Annotated in this window: 16 protein-coding genes; 10 read left to right on the forward strand and 6 right to left on the reverse strand. The window is 67.8% G+C overall.

Going from position 1 to position 19,724, the window contains the following annotated elements; genetic code table 11:
- Positions 1-601: 601 nt before the first annotated feature.
- Both ACP93_RS21995 and ACP93_RS04380 read left to right on the forward strand, forming a co-directional pair.
- Positions 602-1,213 (forward strand): GNAT family N-acetyltransferase, encoded by a 612-nt coding sequence (locus ACP93_RS21995; protein WP_157862426.1) that lies wholly within the window; start codon positions 602-604, stop codon positions 1,211-1,213.
- A 91-nt stretch (positions 1,214-1,304) separates the two neighbouring features.
- Positions 1,305-2,372, forward strand: a complete 1,068-nt coding sequence (locus ACP93_RS04380) for an NAD(P)-dependent alcohol dehydrogenase (RefSeq protein WP_048489560.1) — start codon at positions 1,305-1,307, stop codon at positions 2,370-2,372.
- Positions 2,373-3,083: 711 nt separating this feature from the next.
- On the opposite strand, the gene ACP93_RS04385 is transcribed toward ACP93_RS04380, so the two are convergent.
- Together ACP93_RS04385 and ACP93_RS04390 are read right to left on the reverse strand one after the other, a co-directional pair.
- Positions 3,084-4,826 carry a M28 family metallopeptidase gene (locus ACP93_RS04385; protein ID WP_048489561.1) on the reverse strand — a complete coding sequence of 581 codons (1,743 nt, stop codon included), beginning with the start codon at positions 4,824-4,826 and terminating at the stop codon, positions 3,084-3,086.
- A gap of 81 nt (positions 4,827-4,907) precedes the next feature.
- The gene (locus ACP93_RS04390) at positions 4,908-5,570 is read right to left on the reverse strand and encodes a hypothetical protein (protein ID WP_048489562.1); all 663 of its coding nucleotides are present in this window, start codon (positions 5,568-5,570) and stop codon (positions 4,908-4,910) included.
- Between the two features lie 187 nt (positions 5,571-5,757).
- Between ACP93_RS04390 and ACP93_RS04395 the strand changes: the two genes are divergently transcribed.
- Together ACP93_RS04395 and ACP93_RS04400 are read left to right on the forward strand one after the other, a co-directional pair.
- Positions 5,758-6,984 carry a murein hydrolase activator EnvC family protein gene (locus ACP93_RS04395; RefSeq protein WP_048489695.1) on the forward strand — a complete coding sequence of 409 codons (1,227 nt, stop codon included), beginning with the start codon at positions 5,758-5,760 and terminating at the stop codon, positions 6,982-6,984.
- Positions 6,985-7,088: 104 nt separating this feature from the next.
- Entirely contained in the window at positions 7,089-8,588 is a 1,500-nt protein-coding gene (locus tag ACP93_RS04400; protein WP_048489563.1) for a S41 family peptidase, read from the forward strand.
- Between the two features lie 62 nt (positions 8,589-8,650).
- Here ACP93_RS04400 and ACP93_RS04405 read toward each other — a convergent pair whose 3' ends face one another.
- From ACP93_RS04405 to ACP93_RS04415, 3 genes are read right to left on the reverse strand one after another with little or no spacing between them, the layout of a single operon-like run.
- Positions 8,651-9,637, reverse strand: coding sequence for a D-2-hydroxyacid dehydrogenase family protein (locus ACP93_RS04405; RefSeq protein ID WP_048489564.1), 987 nt, complete (start codon positions 9,635-9,637; stop codon positions 8,651-8,653).
- 4 nt (positions 9,638-9,641) lie between these two features.
- On the reverse strand, positions 9,642-9,962 hold the full coding sequence (locus ACP93_RS04410) for a DUF1820 family protein (protein WP_048489565.1): 321 nt from the start codon (positions 9,960-9,962) through the stop codon (positions 9,642-9,644).
- Between the two features lie 35 nt (positions 9,963-9,997).
- Positions 9,998-10,690 carry a rhomboid family intramembrane serine protease gene (locus ACP93_RS04415; RefSeq protein ID WP_048489566.1) on the reverse strand — a complete coding sequence of 231 codons (693 nt, stop codon included), beginning with the start codon at positions 10,688-10,690 and terminating at the stop codon, positions 9,998-10,000.
- 245 nt (positions 10,691-10,935) lie between these two features.
- Here ACP93_RS04415 and ACP93_RS04420 point away from each other — a divergent pair, with 245 nt between their 5' ends.
- The gene (locus ACP93_RS04420) at positions 10,936-12,273 is read left to right on the forward strand and encodes an outer membrane protein transport protein (protein ID WP_048489567.1); all 1,338 of its coding nucleotides are present in this window, start codon (positions 10,936-10,938) and stop codon (positions 12,271-12,273) included.
- Between the two features lie 141 nt (positions 12,274-12,414).
- Here ACP93_RS04420 and putA read toward each other — a convergent pair whose 3' ends face one another.
- Positions 12,415-15,609: a bifunctional proline dehydrogenase/L-glutamate gamma-semialdehyde dehydrogenase PutA gene (gene putA, locus ACP93_RS04425; protein ID WP_106407057.1), complete on the reverse strand. Its 3,195-nt coding sequence runs from the start codon at positions 15,607-15,609 to the stop codon at positions 12,415-12,417.
- Positions 15,610-15,871: 262 nt separating this feature from the next.
- Here putA and ACP93_RS04430 point away from each other — a divergent pair, with 262 nt between their 5' ends.
- The 5 genes from ACP93_RS04430 to ACP93_RS04445 are packed head-to-tail and all read left to right on the forward strand — an operon-like array spanning position 15,872 to position 19,721.
- Positions 15,872-16,348 carry a DUF2244 domain-containing protein gene (locus ACP93_RS04430; RefSeq protein ID WP_029561818.1) on the forward strand — a complete coding sequence of 159 codons (477 nt, stop codon included), beginning with the start codon at positions 15,872-15,874 and terminating at the stop codon, positions 16,346-16,348.
- Between the two features lie 20 nt (positions 16,349-16,368).
- Positions 16,369-17,361: a cytochrome c oxidase subunit II gene (gene coxB / locus ACP93_RS04435; RefSeq protein WP_048489569.1), complete on the forward strand. Its 993-nt coding sequence runs from the start codon at positions 16,369-16,371 to the stop codon at positions 17,359-17,361.
- Between the two features lie 31 nt (positions 17,362-17,392).
- Complete coding sequence (ctaD, locus tag ACP93_RS04440) at positions 17,393-19,003, forward strand: cytochrome c oxidase subunit I (RefSeq protein ID WP_048489570.1); 1,611 nt, start codon at positions 17,393-17,395, stop codon at positions 19,001-19,003.
- Positions 19,003-19,134 (forward strand): hypothetical protein, encoded by a 132-nt coding sequence (locus ACP93_RS22440; RefSeq protein ID WP_255347926.1) that lies wholly within the window; start codon positions 19,003-19,005, stop codon positions 19,132-19,134. The genes ctaD and ACP93_RS22440 overlap by 1 nt, the downstream gene beginning before the upstream one ends.
- Entirely contained in the window at positions 19,131-19,721 is a 591-nt protein-coding gene (locus ACP93_RS04445) for a cytochrome c oxidase assembly protein (protein WP_048489571.1), read from the forward strand. Before ACP93_RS22440 ends, ACP93_RS04445 begins: the two co-directional genes overlap by 4 nt.
- The last annotated feature ends 3 nt before the right edge of the window (positions 19,722-19,724 follow it).

Here is a 19,724-nt window from a genome sequence, read left to right on the forward strand (position 1 = left end):
GAAGTGAAACGCAGCTGCGCCGATGGTAGTGTGGCTCAAGCCATGCGAGAGTAGGTCATCGCCAGGGGCTTTACCCCAAATCCCCGTCCCAAAAGGACGGGGATTTTTTATTGCGCGGGGGAAAAGCTAAAGAAAGCAAACAGCGCCCACGGCACAACACAAAACACCGCGCAGCAACGGCTTGGTGGGCGCTGGTGGAGCCACCAGCGCCGCCGAGCAATGCGGTTGTCCGAACGACGCCGCAAGCAGCTTGGCTCAGCTCCATCACGACACCCGGCTACGCACCGTGCATGCGGATACGGCAATGCCTTGCCAGGGACAGCGTGGATGATCGGCCGCGTAAGTTGCGGATAGATCGCCAGAGCCACCCTCATGCATATCGCGGCTACCGCGTGGAGGCACAGCGCGGCTGCTGTCGGCCGCCAGACCCACTGCGATCCGGCTGTTAAACGACGTCCAACGCGCCCGCGTCACGTAGCGCCTCGCCTGCGCAGTCGAGCGTCAACGGCACGCGTGCCGCTGACTTGCGACACGCGGCGGGGCTGCGCTACCGCAGCCCGCCGGTCAGCAGGCTGATCCCCAACCGCCAGGACGGCGTCCCGTGACCCAACTGCTGCGCCAGGCGCGCGCATGCCGGATCGTAGCCCGCAGCAAGCACAAGCAGCGGCACCGCGCCCTCCGCCGCGTACGGCGTGCCGATCACGTGGCCGGATTTGTCATCGTCGGGCTGCAGCAGCTGCAAGAGTGCACTGTCAAAGAGTTTGCCGACATCTATGTGCTACCCAAGTATCGTGGACTCGGCATCGCCACCGACGTGATCCATCAAATGGTGGTGGTTTCACACCACGCGTGGCTTATCTGCGTATTCCGCCTGGACGTGAATGCGCAGAGATTCTGGGAGCGCGTATTCCGCAGGCTGCCACTCTCTTCGGTGCGAGAGTTGCTCCCGCCCGAGTATCCGGACCTGCGCGAGTTCATCGTGCACTCGCTCCATCGTCTTCCATGTCGCGCTTCTCATCGATCACTGCGGTCCGCCCGGAAGTGGGCTTCGCCGATGCATCCTCGCCATCGTCTGCATGCCATCAGTGAAGTGCATCGACGTTCAGCTGAACACGTGCGCCAGTCCACAACTATCGCGTCTGCGCCGAGTTTTGAGCGAGCGCATCGCACCGTTCCATATGGCGATGCGTGCCTTTCATGCCATGGCGCTTAGACTTTTTCCCGATTTCGGCGACCGCGTCGGCATCTTTGCCTGACTCGCGCATCGCCTTTCGGCCCCTTTCACCCACCACGAGGCCTTCCCCATGAGCCAAGCCAATGGATACGCCGCCCAGGCATCCGATCAGCCGCTGACTCCCTTCACCTTCGAGCGCCGTGCGCTCGGCGCGCATGATGTCAGCATCGAGATTCTCTACTGTGGCGTCTGCCACTCCGATCTGCACACCGCTCGCAATGAGTGGCACAACACCCAGTACCCGTCTGTGCCGGGCCATGAAATCGTCGGCCGCGTCACCGCGGTGGGCGATCAGGTCAGTGCCTTCAAGGTCGGCGACCTGGCCGGTGTCGGCTGCATGGTCGACAGCTGCCGCCATTGCACTTCCTGCGCCGATGGCGAGGAGCAGTATTGCGAGAACGGGTTCGTCGGTACCTACAACGGTCCGATGTTCGGTGGCGAGAACACCTATGGCGGCTACTCCGACCACATCGTGGTCGACGAGAAGTACACGCTGCACATCCGCCACGATGCCGACAAGCTGGCGGCGGTGGCGCCGCTGTTGTGCGCGGGCATCACCACCTATTCGCCGCTGAACCATTGGAAGGTGGGCCCGGGCAAAAAGGTCGGCATCGTCGGCCTGGGCGGTCTTGGCCATATGGGCGTGAAAATCGCCCACGCCATGGGCGCGCACGTGGTGCTGTTCACCACCTCGGCCGGCAAGCGCGAGGACGCGCTACGCCTGGGCGCGAACGAGGTGGTGGTGTCGAAGAACGCCGAGGAGATGGCGGCGCACACCAACAGTTTCGATTTCATCCTCAACACCGTGGCGGCGCCACACGACCTGGATGCGTTCCTGACCCTGCTCAAGCGCGACGGCACCATGACCCTGGTCGGCGCGCCCGCCGAGCCGCATCCGTCGCCGGCGGTTTTCAATCTGATCATGAAGCGGCGCCAGCTGGCCGGTTCGCTGATCGGTGGCATCCGCGAGACCCAGGAGATGCTGGATTTCTGCGCCAAGTACGGCATCGTGTCCGACATCGAGACGATCGAGATGGCGCAGATCAACGAGGCCTACGAGCGTATGCTCAAGGGCGACGTGAAGTACCGCTTCGTCATCGACATGACCAGCCTGGCGCAGACCAAGCAGGCGGCCTGAAGAGGTTGTCAGCGGTAGTGGCTGGCTACCGCGGACAAATCCCGCGTTATCGCGCGACCATGGAAGCCCGGGCAGGAGCATGCCCGGGCTTTTTTATTGGGAGCATGCCGCCGAAATCTTGATCTGCCGAAAGGGTAGTGGATCTATCGCCTCCAAGTGACAGATCGCGCATCTTAGGGATGCCGTCATCAGGCACCGGATGATCGAGGCAGCCGTTAGGCAGAGCAGTGTATGGACGCAGAGGGAGCCACGCGTGTTAGGGGCGCTGCTCCGTGACGGCCGCGAATGTGGACTGTCGCGATCGAAAAAGGTCGTAAAAAAGTACCAGTCCGAGTCGCTACGCTACCGACAGACCGGCCGGCAGCCTACGATTGCGCGTTGCACATCGATGAGACCCGCGGACATCCAAGCGACCGATGCGCTATCCGCCGCTGTAGGAGCGGCTTCAGCCGCGATGGGCTTTGCCGGTAACTCCTGTCGCGGCTGAAGCCGCTCCTACGGGTGTGTCGCCTATTGCTGTTCAAAGCGCCACGAAGTCACTCTGCAATGGCACACACCGTAGCGTGCCGTGAGAGTGATTCTGATCGAAGCCGGACAGCGACGATCGGAATGCAACGCCATCGTGTCTCGTATGCCGTACACCTGACGGCGCACACAGACGACAACGGCGCCGAAGCGCCGTTTCCATGGGACCGGAGGATGTACGGTCACCTACTTGCCGGCAGCAGGCTCCGCTGCCGGCAGCGACGTCGGCCTGCCCATCATCTTGTCGCGTGCGGCCTTGAACGGATTGTCCGAGTACCAGTTCGGCCAGCTGTCGCCGGCCGCCAGTTCCTTGCCGACGCCGTACACCGCCTGCAGGTCGTCCATCACGCCGTCGAGCTTCCAGGTCGCCGGATCGTACTCGTCGGCCGGCGTGTGATAGCGCTTGGCGTACTCCGCCGCGGCACGGCGTCCGGCCTCGATGCCGCCGTCTACCAGGTCTTCGCCGCCGTCGATGTACAGCGCCGGCACGCCGGCCTTGGCGAAGTTGAAGTGATCGGAACGGAAGTAGAACCCGCTCTGCGGCGCGTCCTCGGCGTGCAGCACGCGGCCTTGCGCGGCGGCGATCGGCTTGAGCAGGTCTTCCAACTGCGAGCTGCCGAACCCGTTGACCACCAGGTCCTTGGCGCGCCCGGCCACCGGCATCGCATCCAGGTTGATGACGCCGGCGATCTTGTTCAGCGGAAAGGTCGGGTGCGCCACGTAGTACTTGGAACCGAGCAGCCCCGACTCCTCCAGCGTCACCGCCAGGAACACCACCGAGCGCTCGGGCTTGGGCTGCTGATGCGTGAACGCCTCGGCGATTTCCAGGATGCCGGCCACCCCCGTGGCGTTGTCGACTGCGCCGTTGTAGATGTTGTCGCCCGGTTCGCCGTCGTGCTTGCCCAGGTGATCCCAGTGCGCCATGTACAGCACCGCTTCGTCGGCGCGGCTGCTGCCGGGCAGCACGCCGACCACGTTGCGCGAGGTCTTCTCGGCGATGGTGCTCTTCAGGTCCACCGAGAGCTTGGCCTTCAGCGGGACCGGCTTGAAGCCGCGCTTGCTGGCGTCCTTGTACGCCTGGGCCAGATCCAGGCCGGCGTCGGCGAACAGCTGCTTGGCCGCCTCGGCGGTGATCCAGCCCTGCACCGGGATGCGCGGCTCCGGATCGTCCTTCGCCGGCAGATCGTACTGCGCGCCGGACCAGGAGTTCTTGACCACGTCCCAGCCATAGCTGGCGCCGGGCGTGTCGTGCACGATCAACGCGGCAGCGGCGCCCTTGCGCGCGGCTTCCTCGAACTTGTAGGTCCAGCGCCCGTAGTAGGTCATGCGCTTGCCTTCGAACAGGCTGCCGTCGCCGGTGTGGAAGCCGGGGTCGTTGACGAACATCACCACGGTCTTGCCTTTCCAGTCCTGGCCGGCGTAGTCGTTCCACTTCTGTTCCGGCGCGTCCACGCCGTAGCCGACGAAGACCATGTCGCTGCCATCGAGCTTGACCTCGGGCTGGCCGGTGCGCGTGCCCACCACCATGTCGGTGCCGAAGGCCAGCTGCCGCGCTGCGCCGTCGTGGGCGATGGTGAGCATGGTGCCGGGCGCCGCCGTGGTCTCGGTCATCGCCACGTCCTGGAACCAGCTGTCGCCGTTGCCCGGCTGCAGGCCGATGCGCTGCATCTGGTCACGGATGTAGGCCACGGTCTTGTCTTCGCCGGGCGTTCCGGGACCACGACCTTCGAAGGCGTCGGAGGACAGCGTCTTGACCAGTTCGGCGAAGTCCGCCGGCGCGATCCCGGTGGAAAACGCATGCGCGGGCGCCGCAGTGGGCGCGGGCGCAGCGGCCGGCGGCGCGGCGTCGGCGGCCGGGGCGGGCGCTTCGCGTTTGCACGCGGTCAGCGCGGCCGCCGCGGCCAGGCACAGCACGAGCTTGCGGGTCATGAGGGCTCCTGATGGCGAGGGAACCCTGGATTCTATAGGCAAGCCGCATGCGCCCGGGTGGGCGCGGCGGCGCGGTGAGGCTCAGTTGTTCGGCGCGGTGTCGCCGTCGAAGGGCAGTGCGGTGGCGCCGGTGATCGGCCCGGTCTTGGCACTGCGGTGCACGTACAGGGTGACTTCGCGTTCGAAGCGCAGCGGACCGTCGATCACCGCACGTGGGCCGACGATGACCCGCGGCTTGCGTGTCGGCTTGAACGACATGCTGAAGCTGGGCTTGTTGATCGAGATGCCGCCACCGACATGCGAATCGTGGCCGACGGTGATGTCGCCGTTGACCGTCTCGATGCCGTTGTCCAACTGTGTGGCGACCAGGCCGATGCTGCCGTTGACGCTCTCGATGCCGCCGCCGACGCGGCCGCCGCGGTCGACGAAGATGCCGCCGTTGACGGTCTCGATGGAACCGGCGACCTGCGCGCGCTCGGCGATGGTGATGCCGCCGTTGACCGTGGACAGCGCCTTGGTCTGCGCACCGTCGGCGACCTTGACGCTGCCGTTGACCGTTTCCACGCTGCCCACCTGGGCGCCGGCCTGGACGTTGATGCTGCCGTTGACGGTCTCCAGATCCCCGTACTGCTTGCCGGCGTCGGCGGTGATGCTGCCGTTGACCTTGCTGATGCCCTCGCCCGCAAACGCCGGACCGGCCGACAGGGCCAGGGCCAGCACAACTGCCAGATGCATGCGTTTCATCCCTCACCTCCCGGGCGCCGGCGATGCGGCAGCAATCAATCGTGGGGCGATCACAACACGCTTCGCTACAATCCACACCTGCCTGAAGTCACTGGACCTCCTCTTGCCCGCAGCCGCCCCTGTCCCGTTGCGTTCCGCCGCGCCCCGCGCGGTCGAGCGGCCTGCGCCCGGACACTGGCGCGGGCTGGTGCGCAGCCTGCTGGCCGCGGCGTGGCTGCTGACCGCCGGGTTGGCCGCGGCGCAGAATCCGCGCGAGACCGAGAAGCGCCTGGAGAAGGTGCGCGGCGAGTTGAAGAGCGTGGCCGAGGAGCGGCGGCAACTGGAAGGCAAGCGCGGCGACGCCGCGCGCCAGTTGCGCGACGCCGACGAAAAGGTCGCCGCCACCCGCCGCAGCCTGGCGCAGACGCAACAGGCGCTGCAGCGGCATCAGCAGACCCTGGCCGAACTCGAACGCAAGCGCGATGGCCTGCGCAGCGGCTTGACCCGCCAGCGCGCCGAACTGGCGCAGCTGCTGCGTGCGGCCTATGCCATCGGCGGCAATGCGCCGCTGAAGCTGCTGCTGGCGCAGGACCGCGTGGCCGATGCCAACCGTCTGCTGGCCTATCACCGCTATCTGCAGCGCGAACGCGCGCAGCGCATCGCCACGCTGACCCACGAACTGCAGGCGCTGGAACAGGTGCAGCGCGAGGTCGTCGAACAGAAGCAGCAATTGAGCGAGGCCCAGCGCCGCCAACAGGAACAGGCCCAGGCGCTGCAGCGCGACCGCAAGCAGCGCGCCAGCGTGGTCTCGGAATTGGACCAGCGCTACCAGGATCGCAGCGAACGCGAGAAGGCACTGGGCCAGGATGCCAAGGCGCTGGAAACCCTGCTCGCCAACCTGCGTGCCGCCGCGGCCCGCGCGGAGGCCGAGCGTCGCGCCGCGGCCAGGCGCGAGGCGGCCGAACAGGCGGCGCAGGCCAAGGCTGCAGCGAAGGCCGGGCGTGGCGGCGGCAAGGTGCCGCCCAAGGTGGTCGCCTCGGCGCCGCCGCTGAAGGTCGGCGGCCTGGGCTGGCCGTTGTCGGGCGACCTGATCGCGCGCTACGGCGGCCGGCTGCCCGACGGGCGCACCAGCAGCGGCGTGCTGATCGCCGCGCCGGCCGGCAGCACCGTCACCGCGGTCGCCGATGGCACCGTGGTGTTCTCCGACTGGATGACCGGCTACGGCATGATCCTGATCGTGGACCACGGCAACGGCTACATGAGCCTGTACGCGCACAACGACACCTTGCTGCGCGACGCCGGTGCCAAGGTCAAGCGCGGCGATGCGGTGGCCAAGGTCGGCAATTCCGGTGGCCAGGGCCGCCCGGCGCTGTACTTCGAACTGCGCCGCAACGGCCAGCCGGTGGATCCGTCGTCGTGGCTGCAGCGCCGCTGAGCGGCGCCGGCCGCGCGCGTTCAACGCGAATTTAGCTCGGCTTCGCGCATAATCCGGACAACCGCGCCGTGCACGGTGCGGGTCTTCCCCAATCGGAGTGCTTCATGCGCGTAGTCCTGTCCGCAGCCCTGTTGCTCGCTCTGGCGCCGTTGCCGTCGATGGCGCAACGCGCCGAGACGCAGACGCCCACGGCCCCGGCGGCCAGCGCCGACGATCCGGATTCCACCGAATCGGCCAGTGCCAAGGTGCCGCTGGACGAGATCCGCCGCTACGTCGCGGTCTACAACGCGGTGAAGGAAGCGTACGTCGATCCGGTCGACGACAAGAAGCTGATGCAGTCCGCCATCCGCGGCCTGCTGCTGGACCTGGATCCGCACAGCACGTATTTCAGCAAGGAAGACGCCGAAGCCTTCGACGAGCAGACCAGCGGCGCCTACGACGGCATCGGCGTAGAGCTGCTGCAGTTGCCGGACAACACGCTCAAGGTGGTATCGCCGATCGACGACACGCCGGCCGCGCGCGCCGGCCTGCGCTCGGGCGACATCATCATCGCCATCGATGGCAAGCCGATCAGCGCGGTCAAGGCGATGGAGCCGCTGCGCGGCGAGTCGGGCAGCAAGGTCGTGCTGACCATCGCCCGCGACAAGGTGGCCAAGCCGTTCGACGTGACCCTGACCCGGCAGACCATCCGCGTGGCCAGCGTGCGCAGCCGCATGCTCGAACCGGGTTATGGCTACATCCGCATCAGCACCTTCCAGGCCGACACCGGCGCCGATTTCCACAAGCAGTTGCAGCAGTTGCAGGCGCAGGCCGGCGGCAAGCTGCGTGGGCTGGTGCTGGATCTGCGCAGCAACCCGGGCGGGCTGCTGACTGCGGCGGTGCAGGTCGCCGACGACGTGCTCGACAAGGGCACCATCGTCAGCACCCGCGGACGCATCTCGGTCAGCGATTCCAAGTTCGATGCCACCCCGGGCGACCTGCTCAACGGCGCGCCGATGGTGGTGCTGGTGGACGCCGGTTCGGCCAGCGCCTCGGAAGTGCTGGCCGGTGCGCTGCGCGACAACAAGCGCGCGCGCATCGTCGGCAGCCGCACCTTCGGCAAGGGCTCGGTGCAGACCGTGCTGCCGCTGGACAACGGCGACTCGGTCAAGCTGACCACGGCGCGGTACTACACCCCCAGCGGCAAGTCGATCCAGGCCAGCGGCATCGTGCCCGACGTGGTGTTGCACCCGGAGGCCAGCGCGGACGATGCCGACAAGCCGGCGTCGATTGCCGACTACAGCGAAGCGACCCTGCCGGGCCATCTGCATGGCGACGACGAGGGTGAGGAAGGCTACCGCGCCGGCGACGTGCTGCCGGGCGATGGCCCGATCGCGCAGGCGCTGGCCGAACTGAAGCAGCCCGGCGCCGTGGCGCGGGCGGCTGCGGCGGCACCGGCCGGCAAGGGCAAGGCCAAGCCGGCACACAAGCCGGCGGGCGTGGCGCCGAAGGTGGCGCCGGCGAAGCAGCCCGCGGCGGAACCGGCCAAGCCCGAGCCCGCCAAGTCCGAACCTGCAAGGACCCAGTCCGACAAGGCCGAACCCGCGCCGGCATCCGGTCCCTGAGCCGGCAGCGGCCCACCATCGCCATTGCGCGGCTTGCCTGCTGCGCGGTGGCGGCCACCGATTCAGTCGGCGACGCGTAGGACCTCGGGATTGGCCAGGCGCTGCGGCGTGCCGGCGGCGAAGGCCAGCACGTTGTCGAAGGCGGCGCCGAAATACAGGTCGTAGCTGCTCTGTTCGACGTAACCCAGGTGCGGCGTCGCCAGCACCCGCGGATGCCGCAGCAGCGGATGCTGCGGATCCAGCACCGGCTCCTGCTCGAACACGTCCAGTGCCGCCTGCCCGGGACGGCCGGCGTCCAGCGCCGCCAGCAGCGCGCCAGGGGCGAGCAGTTCGGCGCGGCTGGTATTGACCAGCAGCGCATCGGGTTTCATCCGCAGCAGGTCGTCCAATCCGATCTGGTGACGGGTGGCCGCGACCAGGCGGCGATGCAGGCTGAGCACGTCGCTTTCGGCGAACAGCGCTTCGCGGCTGGCGGCAACCGTAAAGCCGTCGGCGCGCGCCTGCGTGCAACTGTCCTCGCTGCCCCACACCTGCACGCGCATGCCGAACGCGCGGCCATAGGCGGCAACGCGGCGGCCGATCTTGCCGTAGCTCCAGACGCCCAGGGTCAGGCTCTCCAGGCTGCGGCCCAGGTGCGCATCGCCGGTGGCCTGCCAGTGCCCGCCCAGCAGCGCATCGCGGTAGGCCGGCAAGCGCCGGCTGGCGGCCATCAGCAGTGCCCAGGTCAGTTCCGCCGGCGCCACCGGCGAGCCGACGCCCTCGGCCAAGGCCACGCCGCGCGCGGTGCAGGTGGCCAGGTCGATGTGCTCGCCGATCCGTCCGGTCTGGCTGATCAGGCGCAGCTTCGGCAGTTGCGCCAGCAAGGCGGCGTCGATGCGGGTGCGCTCGCGGATCAGCACCAGCGCTTCGGCCTCGGCGGCGTGGTGGACCAGGGTCTGGCGGTCGGGCGCCAGCGCGGTCAGCACCTGTACGTCGTGCGCCTGCAGCCTTGCGAAGCAGGGCAGGTGGCGCACCGCATCCTGATAGTCGTCGGCGATCAGGATGCGCATCGGTTCAGCGTGGCTTGCCGGGCATCGGGAACGGCGTGACCACTTTCTCGCCGGTGGCCGCATCGCGGATCGCCGACGGGCCTTTCTTCTCCACCTCTTCGATGCGCACGATGCTCTGCATCGGCAGGTGCAGCGTCCTGGTGGCGCCGAACTCCTCGCGCAGGCGTTCCTCGGTGGGATCGATCACCAGCCCGTCGTGCACGTCGAACACCAGCGTGCCGATCTCGGTGAAGCCCCACAGGTGGCTGCTGCCGACGTGCTGGCAATACAGCTCGTAGACCTTGCCGTGGTTGAGGAAGGTCACTTTGTACAGGTGCTTGAACATGTGCGCAGTATACGGGCGCCGTTGCCGCAGGCGGCTCAGAAGCCCTTGCGCTTGCGCAGCCGCCGCGCGATCGCCGCGCGCACGTACAGCCCGTAGAACATGCCGAAGGCGAAGCCGGCCAGGTGCGCCGACCACGCCACCATGCCGAACGCCGGGCCGATGTAGGCGAACACCACCTGCAGCGCCGCCCAGGTGCCGATCAGCAGCGAGGCCGGGGCGCGCACGAACTCCAGGAACAGCCCCAGCGGCAGCACCACGCCGAGCTTGGCCCGCGGGAACAGCGCCAGGTAGGTGCCGATCAGCGCCGAGACCGCGCCGCTGGCGCCGATGATCACCCGGTCCGGGGTGCCGATCGCGAACACCGCGGCCAAATTGGAGATCGCTCCGCCGCCCAGGAACAGCAGCAGGAACCGCCACGGTCCCAGCACGCGCTCGGCAGGCAGGCCGAAGATCAGCAGGAACACCAGGTTGCCGAGCAGGTGCGACCAGTCCGCGTGCAGGAACAGCGCGGTGAACAGGCGCAGCACGCTGCCGTCCTGCACCGTCGCCAGCCAGTCGCGCGGGCTGCCGACCCCGGCCGACAGCGCGCCCCAGTCCAGCCACAGGGTCGCGCGCGCCTCGTCGGGGCGGCTGATCGACCACAGGAAGGCCAGCCACATCGCCGCGAACAGCAGCGGGGTGGCCCAGCGCAACGTGGTGCGCTCGCGGGAAGGGATGGAAACGAACATGCGAAGGAGGGGGAACCGGGGACAGCCAGGGACGCCACGATAACGGCTTCATCCGGCTGAACGCACGCCGACTCCACACGAAGCTGAACGCATCATGTCGTTATTGTTTAGTTAACGGTGCGGGGTATACTCGCATACGGCGTCGTATGTCGGGAGGGGACTCCGGCGCGCAGTCCTGGGCCTTTGCGGTCCGGGTTTGCGCAGGCGCGAACACAGACACTTCGTCTTCCGGAGAAAAACTAGCCATGCAAAACGCAACCCAGTTCGTCCGTTTCACCGCTCTGGCCGTCGGCATCGTCGGCGCGCTGGCCATGGGCCAGGCGCACGGCGCCGCGTTCCAGCTCAAGGAGAACAGCGCCAAGGGCCTGGGCCGCGCGTTTGCCGGCTCCGGCAGTGCCCCGGGCGATGCCTCGATCATCGCCGTGAACCCGGCCGGCATGCGCCAGCTCGACGGCAAGGTGTTCCAGGCCGACGTCAGCGCCATCCAGTTCTCCGCCAAGTTCAGCGGCAGCGGTACCTACGCCAACGGTGCGCCGATGTCCGGCGGCAACGGCGGCGACGCCGGCATGATCGCGCCGGTTCCGGCCGCGTACTTCCACATGCCGTTCGGCGAAAACAACAACATGCACTTCGGCACCTCGCTGACCGTGCCGTTCGGCTTCAAGACCGAATACGACCGCGACTGGGTCGGCCGCTACAACGGCGTGAAGACCGAGCTGCAGGCGATCGACCTGAACTTCGCGTTCTCCTACGACGTCAACCCGTACGTGTCGTTCGGCGCGTCGGTGTTCGCCGAGCGTCTGGACATCGATCTGAGCAACGCCATCGACTTCGGCAGCGTCCTGGCCGCGCGCCGCGTGCCGGGCTTCGCGCCGGGCAGCGCCGATGGGTTCTCGCGCATCAAGGGCGACAACACCGCGGTCGGCTTCACCCTGGGCGGCCTGTTCAGCGTCGACGAGCACACCCACATCGGCTTCAGCTACCGCTCGCAGGTCGAGCATAAGATCACCGACGGCGACGCCGACTTCACCGTGCCGGGCAATGCCGCCACCGTGCTGGCCTTCGCCGCGCCGGGGACCTTCGTCGACACCAAGGGCCGCGCCACGGTCAAGCTGCCGGCCAGCGCCACCGCCAGCTTCACCCACGACATCAACGAGCAGTGGACGGTGATGGCCGACGTCACCCGCACCGCCTGGAGCAAGTTCGACAAGGTCACCGTCGACTTCGCCTCCAACCAGCCCGACAGCGTGCTGGACTTCTCGTACCGCGACACCACCTTCGTGTCGCTGGGCGCCGACTACCGCATGAGCGACACGCTGACCCTGCGTGGCGGCCTGGCCTACGACCAGACCCCGACCACCGACCAGCATCGCGACGTGCGCGTGCCGGACGCGAGCCGCAAGTGGGTCTCGCTGGGTCTGACCTGGAAGCCGTCCGAGCAGGCCGAGTACAGCTTCGGCTACACCCACCTGTTCACCAGCGACCCGAGCGTCGCCACCACCAGCGCGACCGGCAACACCCTGGTCGGCGACTACGACGTGAGCGGCAACGTGCTGGCCGCCTCGGTCAACTACAAGTTCTGATCGCAGGCGCTTCGCAGTCCACGAAAAAGCCCCGCTTCGGCGGGGCTTTTTTTGTGCCGGTCCGCAGCGTGCGGCGCGCGCTGCGGCAGATTGAGCGCTCAGCGCAGGTTCCGGGCGGAACGCTGCGCCGAAGCGGGCCGGTCAGTCGCCCAGGGTCAGCAGCGAGGCGTTGCCGCCGGCGGCGGTGGTGTTGACCGTCACCACCTTCTCGGTGGCAAAGCGCAGCAGGTAGTGTGGGCCGCCGGCCTTGGGGCCGGTGCCGGACAGGCCCTGGCCGCCGAACGGCTGCACGCCGACCACCGCGCCGATCTGGTTGCGGTTGACGTAGACGTTGCCCACCGCCACGCGCGAGGCGATGCGCTCGATGGTTTCGTCGATGCGCGAATGCACGCCCAGGGTCAGGCCGTAGCCGGTGGCGTTGATCTGGTCGATCACCGCGTCGAGCTGGTCGGCCTTCCAGCGGATCACGTGCAGCACCGGGCCGAAGATCTCGCGCTGCAACTGCGCCAGCGACTGCAGTTCGTAGGCGCGCGGGGCGAAGAAGCTGCCGTGTGCGGTGGCGTCGTCGGTGGCGGCCACGGCGATCGCGCGCGCTTCGCGGCCCATGCGCGCGGCGTGATCGGTGAGGATCTGCAGCGCATCGGCGTCGATCACGGGGCCGACGTCGGTGGACAACAGGCCGGGATCGCCGACCTTCAGTTCGGCCATGGCGCCGGCCAGCATGGTCATCACCTTGTCGGCGATGTCGTCCTGCACGAACAGCACGCGCGCGGCCGAGCAGCGCTGGCCGGCGGAGATGAAGGCGCTGGAGATCGCGTCCTTGACCACCGCTTCCGGCAGCGACGAGGAGTCGGCGATGAAGGCGTTCTGGCCGCCGGTCTCGGCGATCAGCACGCCGATGGCGGCATCGCGCGCGGCCAGCGCGCGGTTGATCGCGCGCGCGGTGTCTGTGGAGCCGGTGAAGGCGACGCCGGCCACGCGCGGGTCGCGGGTCAGCACGGCGCCGACGGTGGCGCCGTCGCCGGGCAGGAACTGCACCACCGCTTCCGGTACGCCGGCTTCGTGCAGCAGCTTCACCGCGGCATGGCCGACCAGGTTGGTCTGCTCGGCCGGCTTGGCGATGACGCTGTTGCCGGCGGCCAGCGCCGCGGCGACCTGGCCGAGGAAGATGGCGAGCGGGAAGTTCCACGGGCTGATGCACACGAACACGCCGCGGCCGTGCAACTGCAGTTCGTTGGATTCGCCGGTCGGGCCGGGCAGGCGCTCGGGCGCACCGAACTGCGCGCGCGCCTGGCCGGCGTAGTAGCGCAGGAAATCCACCGCTTCGCGCACTTCGGCGACGCCGTCGGGCAGGGTCTTGCCGGCTTCCTTGACGCACAGCGCCATGAACTCGGGCATGCGCGCTTCCAGCAGGTCGGCGGCGTGTTCGAGGATGGTGGCGCGGCTGGCCGCCGGGGTGCGGTTCCAGGCCGGGTAGGCGGCTGCGGCATTGCTCAGCGCCTTCTCCACGGTGGCGGCATCGGCCGGCTTCCAGTGGCCGACGACCTGGCGATGGTCGGCCGGGTTGGCGACCGGCAGCGCGTCGCCGGCGATCACCGCGCCGGGCACCAGCGGCGCGGCGTGCCAGGGCTTGAGCGCGGTGTTGAGCTGGTCGGCCAGCGCGCGCAGGTCGTTGTCGTTGGCGAGGTTGGCGCCCATGGAGTTCTTCCTGTTGTGGTTCTGGCTGCGCAGCAGATCGACCGGCAGCGGAATCTTCGGATGCGGGATGGAGGCGAACGCGGACACGGCTTCGACCGGATCGCGGATCAGCTCTTCGATGGCCACGTCTTCGTCGGTGATGCGGTTGACGAAGCTGGAGTTGGCGCCGTTCTCCAGCAGGCGCCGCACCAGGTACGGCAGCAGGTCCTCGTGCGAGCCCACCGGTGCATACACGCGGCAGGGCACGCCGAGGCGGTCGGCGGGGATCACCTCGGCGTAGAGGTCGTCGCCCATGCCGTGCAGCTTCTGGTGCTCGTAGTCGCGGCCGCCGGCGATGGCGCGCACTGCGGCGATGGTCTGCGCGTTGTGGGTGGCGAACATCGGATACAGCGCATCGCTGTGCGCGAACAGGCGCTTGGCGCAGGCCAGGTAGGACACGTCGGTGTTCTGCTTGCGGGTGAACACCGGGTAGCCCGGATGGCCCTCGACCTGCGCACGCTTGATCTCCGCGTCCCAGTAGGCGCCCTTGACCAGGCGCACCGGGATGCGGCGGCCGACGCGGCGCGCCAGGTCGGCGAGGAAGTCGATCGTGTACGGCGTGCGCTTCTGGTACGCCTGCACCGCCAGGCCATAGCCTTCCCAGCCATCCAGCGAGGGATCGGAGAAGGTGGCCTCGATGATGTCCAGCGACAGTTCCAGGCGGTCGGCTTCTTCGGCGTCGACCGTGTAGCCGATGCCATAGGACTTGGCCAGTTGCGCCAGTTCCAGCACGCCCGGCACTAGCTCGGCCATCACCCGCGCGCGCTTGGCATGCTCGTAGCGCGGGTACAGCGCCGAGAGCTTGATCGAGATGCTGGGCGCGGCGAACACCGGATCCTTGCCGCCGCCCTGCTGGCGCTGCGCGGCGAAATGCTTGCCGATGGCGTGGATCGCCTGGCGGTAGGCATCGAGGTAGCGCTGCGCGTCCTTCATGGTCAGTGCGCCTTCGCCGAGCATGTCGAACGAATAGCGGTAGTTGGCGTTGTCGCCCTTCTTCGAGCGGGTCAGCGCCTCGCCGATGGTCCGGCCCATCACGAACTGGTGGCCCATGATCTTCATCGCCTGGCGCACGGCCAGGCGGATCACCGGCTCGCCGACGCGGCCGATCAGGCGCTTGAACGCGCCGGACACGTCGACGCGGGTGAGGTCGTTGATCTGCACCAGCTTGCCGGTGAGCATCAGGCCCCAGGTCGAGGCATTGACGAGAATCGAGTCGCTCTCGCCCATGTGCTTCTTCCAGTCCGCATCGCCGAGCTTGTCGCGGATCAGCTTGTCGGCGGTGTCCTGGTCGGGGATGCGCAGCAGCGCTTCGGCCACGCACATCAGCAGCACGCCTTCCTCGCTGCCGAGGTCGTACTGGCGCATGAAGGCTTCGATCGCGCCCTGGTCCTGGGCGCGTGCGCGCACGCGGGTGACCAGGTCGGCGGCCAGCGCCTGCACCTTGGCTTGGTCGGCCGCGGGCAGGCGCGCCTGCTCGAGCAGTTCGCGCACGTGTTCGGCTTCGTCCTTGAGCCAGGCGGCGGTGATCGCCGCGCGCAGGGCCTGCGGCGCGGGCGGGAGTTCGGGGGACAGCAAGGGCGAAGGAGACGCGGACGGCATCGCCGGAACAGAGCCGGCGCCAGGCAGAGCGTTCATGCGGGAAAGGCCAGGGACAGAGCCCGCTATTTTATGTCAGCGCCTGCACGCGCAGGGGATTGCCGGCATCGCCCAGGCGACGCTGGGAGCGCCGAGGCTGAACACAAATCTGGTTGCGCTGCAGCATTTTTTATGGTGAACGCGCGCTTGCCGCCGCGCAGGCCGGGGGCTACCATCCAGGCGTGCTCGCGGCTCGGGCGCGAGCGGTTCGGAAGCGCGGTTCGACATGATCGAAATGTTTCCGTTTTCTCCGGAGGGGTCGGGTACGCAGCTGCGGCTGCGACCGCCGCGGGCGTTGAATGCCCGGCAATTCGTTCTGTTGTTCCTTGCACTGGCCGGGGCGATGTGGGCCGTGGCTGGGCTGGGGTGGCTCGCCGGCAATGTGTTCGCGCCTGCGTTCGCCCTGTTGCACAGCATCGTGGTGGCGCTCGCGCTGCATTGGTCGTGGCGCGGCGGCGAGCGCGAAGAGGATATCCGGGTGGGTCCGGCCTGCGTGGAAGTGACCCGTCCGAATGCAGGAACGCCGGCGTTCCGCGCCCATCCGCATTGGGTGCGGTTGCGGATCGAAGGCGACGACAGGGTGGTGCTGGCATCCAGCGGCAAGCAGGTCCGGGTTGGCGAATTCCTCGGCCCCGACGAACGCCGGCAACTGGCGCAGACCCTGGAAGGCTTGCTCGCGGCCGTGACCGGCCGCAACCGATGACGCTCCAAGGGGTCTAGGCAATGAAGCAACGCGGCGGGTGGGTGCAACAGGCGGTCAGGGGCGGGGTGGCGTTGGCAGCGGCGATGGCCGCACCGCTGGCGTGGGCGCAATCGGCCGATCCCAAGCCGTGGCAGCTCAACATGGGCAGGGGCGTCACCCAGAGCGCGCGCAACGCCTACGACGCGCACATGGTCGCGTTGTGGGTCTGCGTGGTCATCGGCGTGCTGGTGTTCGGTGCGATGGCCTATGCGATCTTCAAGTTCCGCAAGTCCAAGGGCGCGGTGCCGGCGCAGTTCAGCCACAACACCAAGGCCGAGATCGTGTGGACGGTGATCCCGGTGCTGATCCTGATCGTGATGGCGTGGCCTGCCACCGCCAAGCTGATCGCAATGTACGACACCCGCGATGCCGAGATGACGGTGAAGGTCACCGGCTACCAGTGGATGTGGCGCTACGAATACCTGGGCGAGAACGTCTCGTTCACCAGCCGCCTGGCACGCAGTTCCGACCGCCTGCGGCAGAGCGGCGCGGTGCCCACGGTCGAGCACGATCCGCACTACCTGCTGGACGTGGACAACCGGCTGGTGCTGCCGGTGAACACCAAGGTGCGCTTCGTCATCACCGCCGACGACGTCATCCACGCCTGGTGGGTGCCGGCGCTGGGCTGGAAGCAGGACGCCATCCCCGGGATCATCAACGAGGCCTGGACCAGCATCGACACCCCCGGGGTGTACCGCGGCCAGTGCGCCGAACTGTGCGGCAAGGACCACGGCTTCATGCCGATCGTGGTCGAGGCAGTGAGCAAGCAGGACTTCCAGAAGTGGCTGGCATCGCGCAAGCCGGCGCCCGCCGCCGCGCCTGCGTCGGCCACGCCGGCGGCGACCCCGGCGGCTGCGCCGGCCTCCGCCGACCCCGCTGCCGCGCCCGCCGACGCCCAGGCGCCGGAGGCCCCGCCGCAGGCACGGCTGTCGCGTCCTCGTTCCGACTCGCACCTGACCGTGCAAGCCGCCTGATCTCCAGCATTCCTTTTCTGAGGTAGCCGCCATGGCCCATTCGGCAGTCGATCACCACGACGAGCACGGGCATCAGCAGAGCTTCGTCGAGCGTTGGTTCTTCTCCACCAACCACAAGGACATCGGCACGCTGTACCTGCTCTTCAGCTTCACCATGTTCATCGTCGGTGCGGCGATGAGCGTGGTGATCCGCGCCGAACTGGCGGAGCCGGGCCTGCAGTTCGTCAAGCCCGAATTCTTCAACCAGATGACCACCGTGCACGCGCTGGTGATGATCTTCGGCGGGGTGATGCCGGCCTTCGTCGGCCTGGCCAACTGGATGATCCCGCTGCAGATCGGCGCGCCGGACATGGCGCTGCCGCGCATGAACAACTGGTCGTTCTGGCTGCTGCCGGTGGCCTTCACCCTGCTGCTGCTGACCCTGTTCCTGCCCGGCGGTGCGCCGGCCGGCGGCTGGACCATGTATCCGCCGCTGATGCTGCAGGGTGGCTACAACGTCGCCTTCTCGGTGTTCGCCATCCACGTCGCCGGCATCAGCTCGATCATGGGCGCGATCAACATCATCGCCACCGTGCTCAACATGCGCGCGCCGGGCATCGACCTGCTGAAGATGCCGATCTTCTGCTGGGCCTGGCTGATCACCGCGTTCCTGCTGATCGCGGTGATGCCGGTGCTGGCCGGCGCGGTGACCATGCTGCTCACCGACAAGTTCTTCGGCACCTCGTTCTTCAATGCCGCCGGCGGCGGCGACCCGGTGATGTACCAGCACATCTTCTGGTTCTTCGGGCATCCCGAGGTCTACATCATGATCCTGCCGGCGTTCGGCGTGATCAGCGAAATCATCCCGACCTTCAGCCGCAAGCCGCTGTTCGGCTACCAGGCGATGGTCTACGCGATCGCGGCGATCGCGTTCCTGAGCTTCATCGTCTGGGCGCACCACATGTTCACCGTGGGCATGCCGCTGGGCGGCGAGATCTACTTCATGTTCGCCACCATGCTGATCTCCATCCCCACCGGGGTGAAGGTATTCAACTGGGTCAGCACCATGTGGCAGGGCTCGATGACCTTCGAGTCGCCGATGCTGTGGTCCATCGCCTTCGTCATCCTGTTCACCATCGGCGGTTTCTCCGGGCTGATGCTGGCGATCGTGCCGGCCGACTTCCAGTACCACGACACCTACTTCGTGGTCGCGCACTTCCACTACGTGCTGGTCACTGGCGCGGTGTTCGCGCTGATCGCGGCGGTGTACTACTGGTGGCCGAAGTGGACCGGGCGCATGTACAGCGAGGCCTGGGCCAAGTTCCACTTCTGGTGGACGATGCTGTTCGTCAACCTGCTGTTCTTCCCGCAGCACTTCCTCGGCCTGGCCGGCATGCCGCGGCGCATCCCCGACTACAACGTGGTGTTTGCCGACTGGAATCTGGTCAGCTCGATCGGTGCGTTCGGCATGTTCGTCACCCCGTTCCTGATGGCCGGCATCCTGCTGGCGTCGCTGCGCAACGGCGCCCGCGCCGAAGCGCGCTCCTGGGAAGGCGCGCGTGGCCTGGAGTGGACGGTGCCGTCGCCGGCGCCGGCGCACACCTTCACCCTGCCGCCGGTGCTCAAGCCCGGCGACCTGGCCCACGACGACATCAGCCACTGATGACCGCGCAACCGCCGCTCGACGACCTCGTCCTGCGCCGCAAGCGTGCGGCGCGCACCGCGCTGGTGGTCGGCGTGGTGGCGTTGGCGATCTATGTCGGCTTCATCCTCTCGGGGGTGCTTGGCCGATGAACGCGCCAGCGCCGCAGGTGCACAGCAGTGCCGGGCTGTTCAAGCTGGTCGGCGTGGCGCTGGCGGTGTTCCTGCTGACCTTCTCGCTGGTGCCGCTGTACCGCATCGCCTGCGAGAAGGTGTTCGGCGTTCGCCTGGAACGCGGCCCGGGCGAAGGCCCGCAGGCAGGCAAGCCGCTGGCGGGCAAGCGCACGGTGACGGTGCAGTTCGACGGCGGCGTGAATTCCAAGCTGCCGTGGTCGTTCCATCCGGAGCAGTTGACCATGCAGGTGGTGCCGGGCGAACTCAACGAGGCGCTGTACTACGCGCACAACGACGGCACGCAGGCCATCGTCGGCAGTGCGGTGCCGTCGGTGGCGCCGGCACGTGCCTCCGGCTACTTCACCAAGACCGAGTGCTTCTGCTTCACCGCGCAGACCCTGCAGGCCGGCGAGAAACGCGACATGCCGGTGCGCTTCATCGTCGACCCCAACCTGCCCAGCGACATCAGCACCATCACCCTGTCCTACACCTTCTACAAGAACGATGCGCTGAGCGCGGAACTGGGATCGCCGAAACTGGCCGGTTCCGCGCGCGCGGCTCCCTGACCC

It is taken from the genome of Xanthomonas sp. NCPPB 1128 (genome assembly GCF_001043115.1).
Lineage (GTDB): Bacteria > Pseudomonadota > Gammaproteobacteria > Xanthomonadales > Xanthomonadaceae > Xanthomonas_A.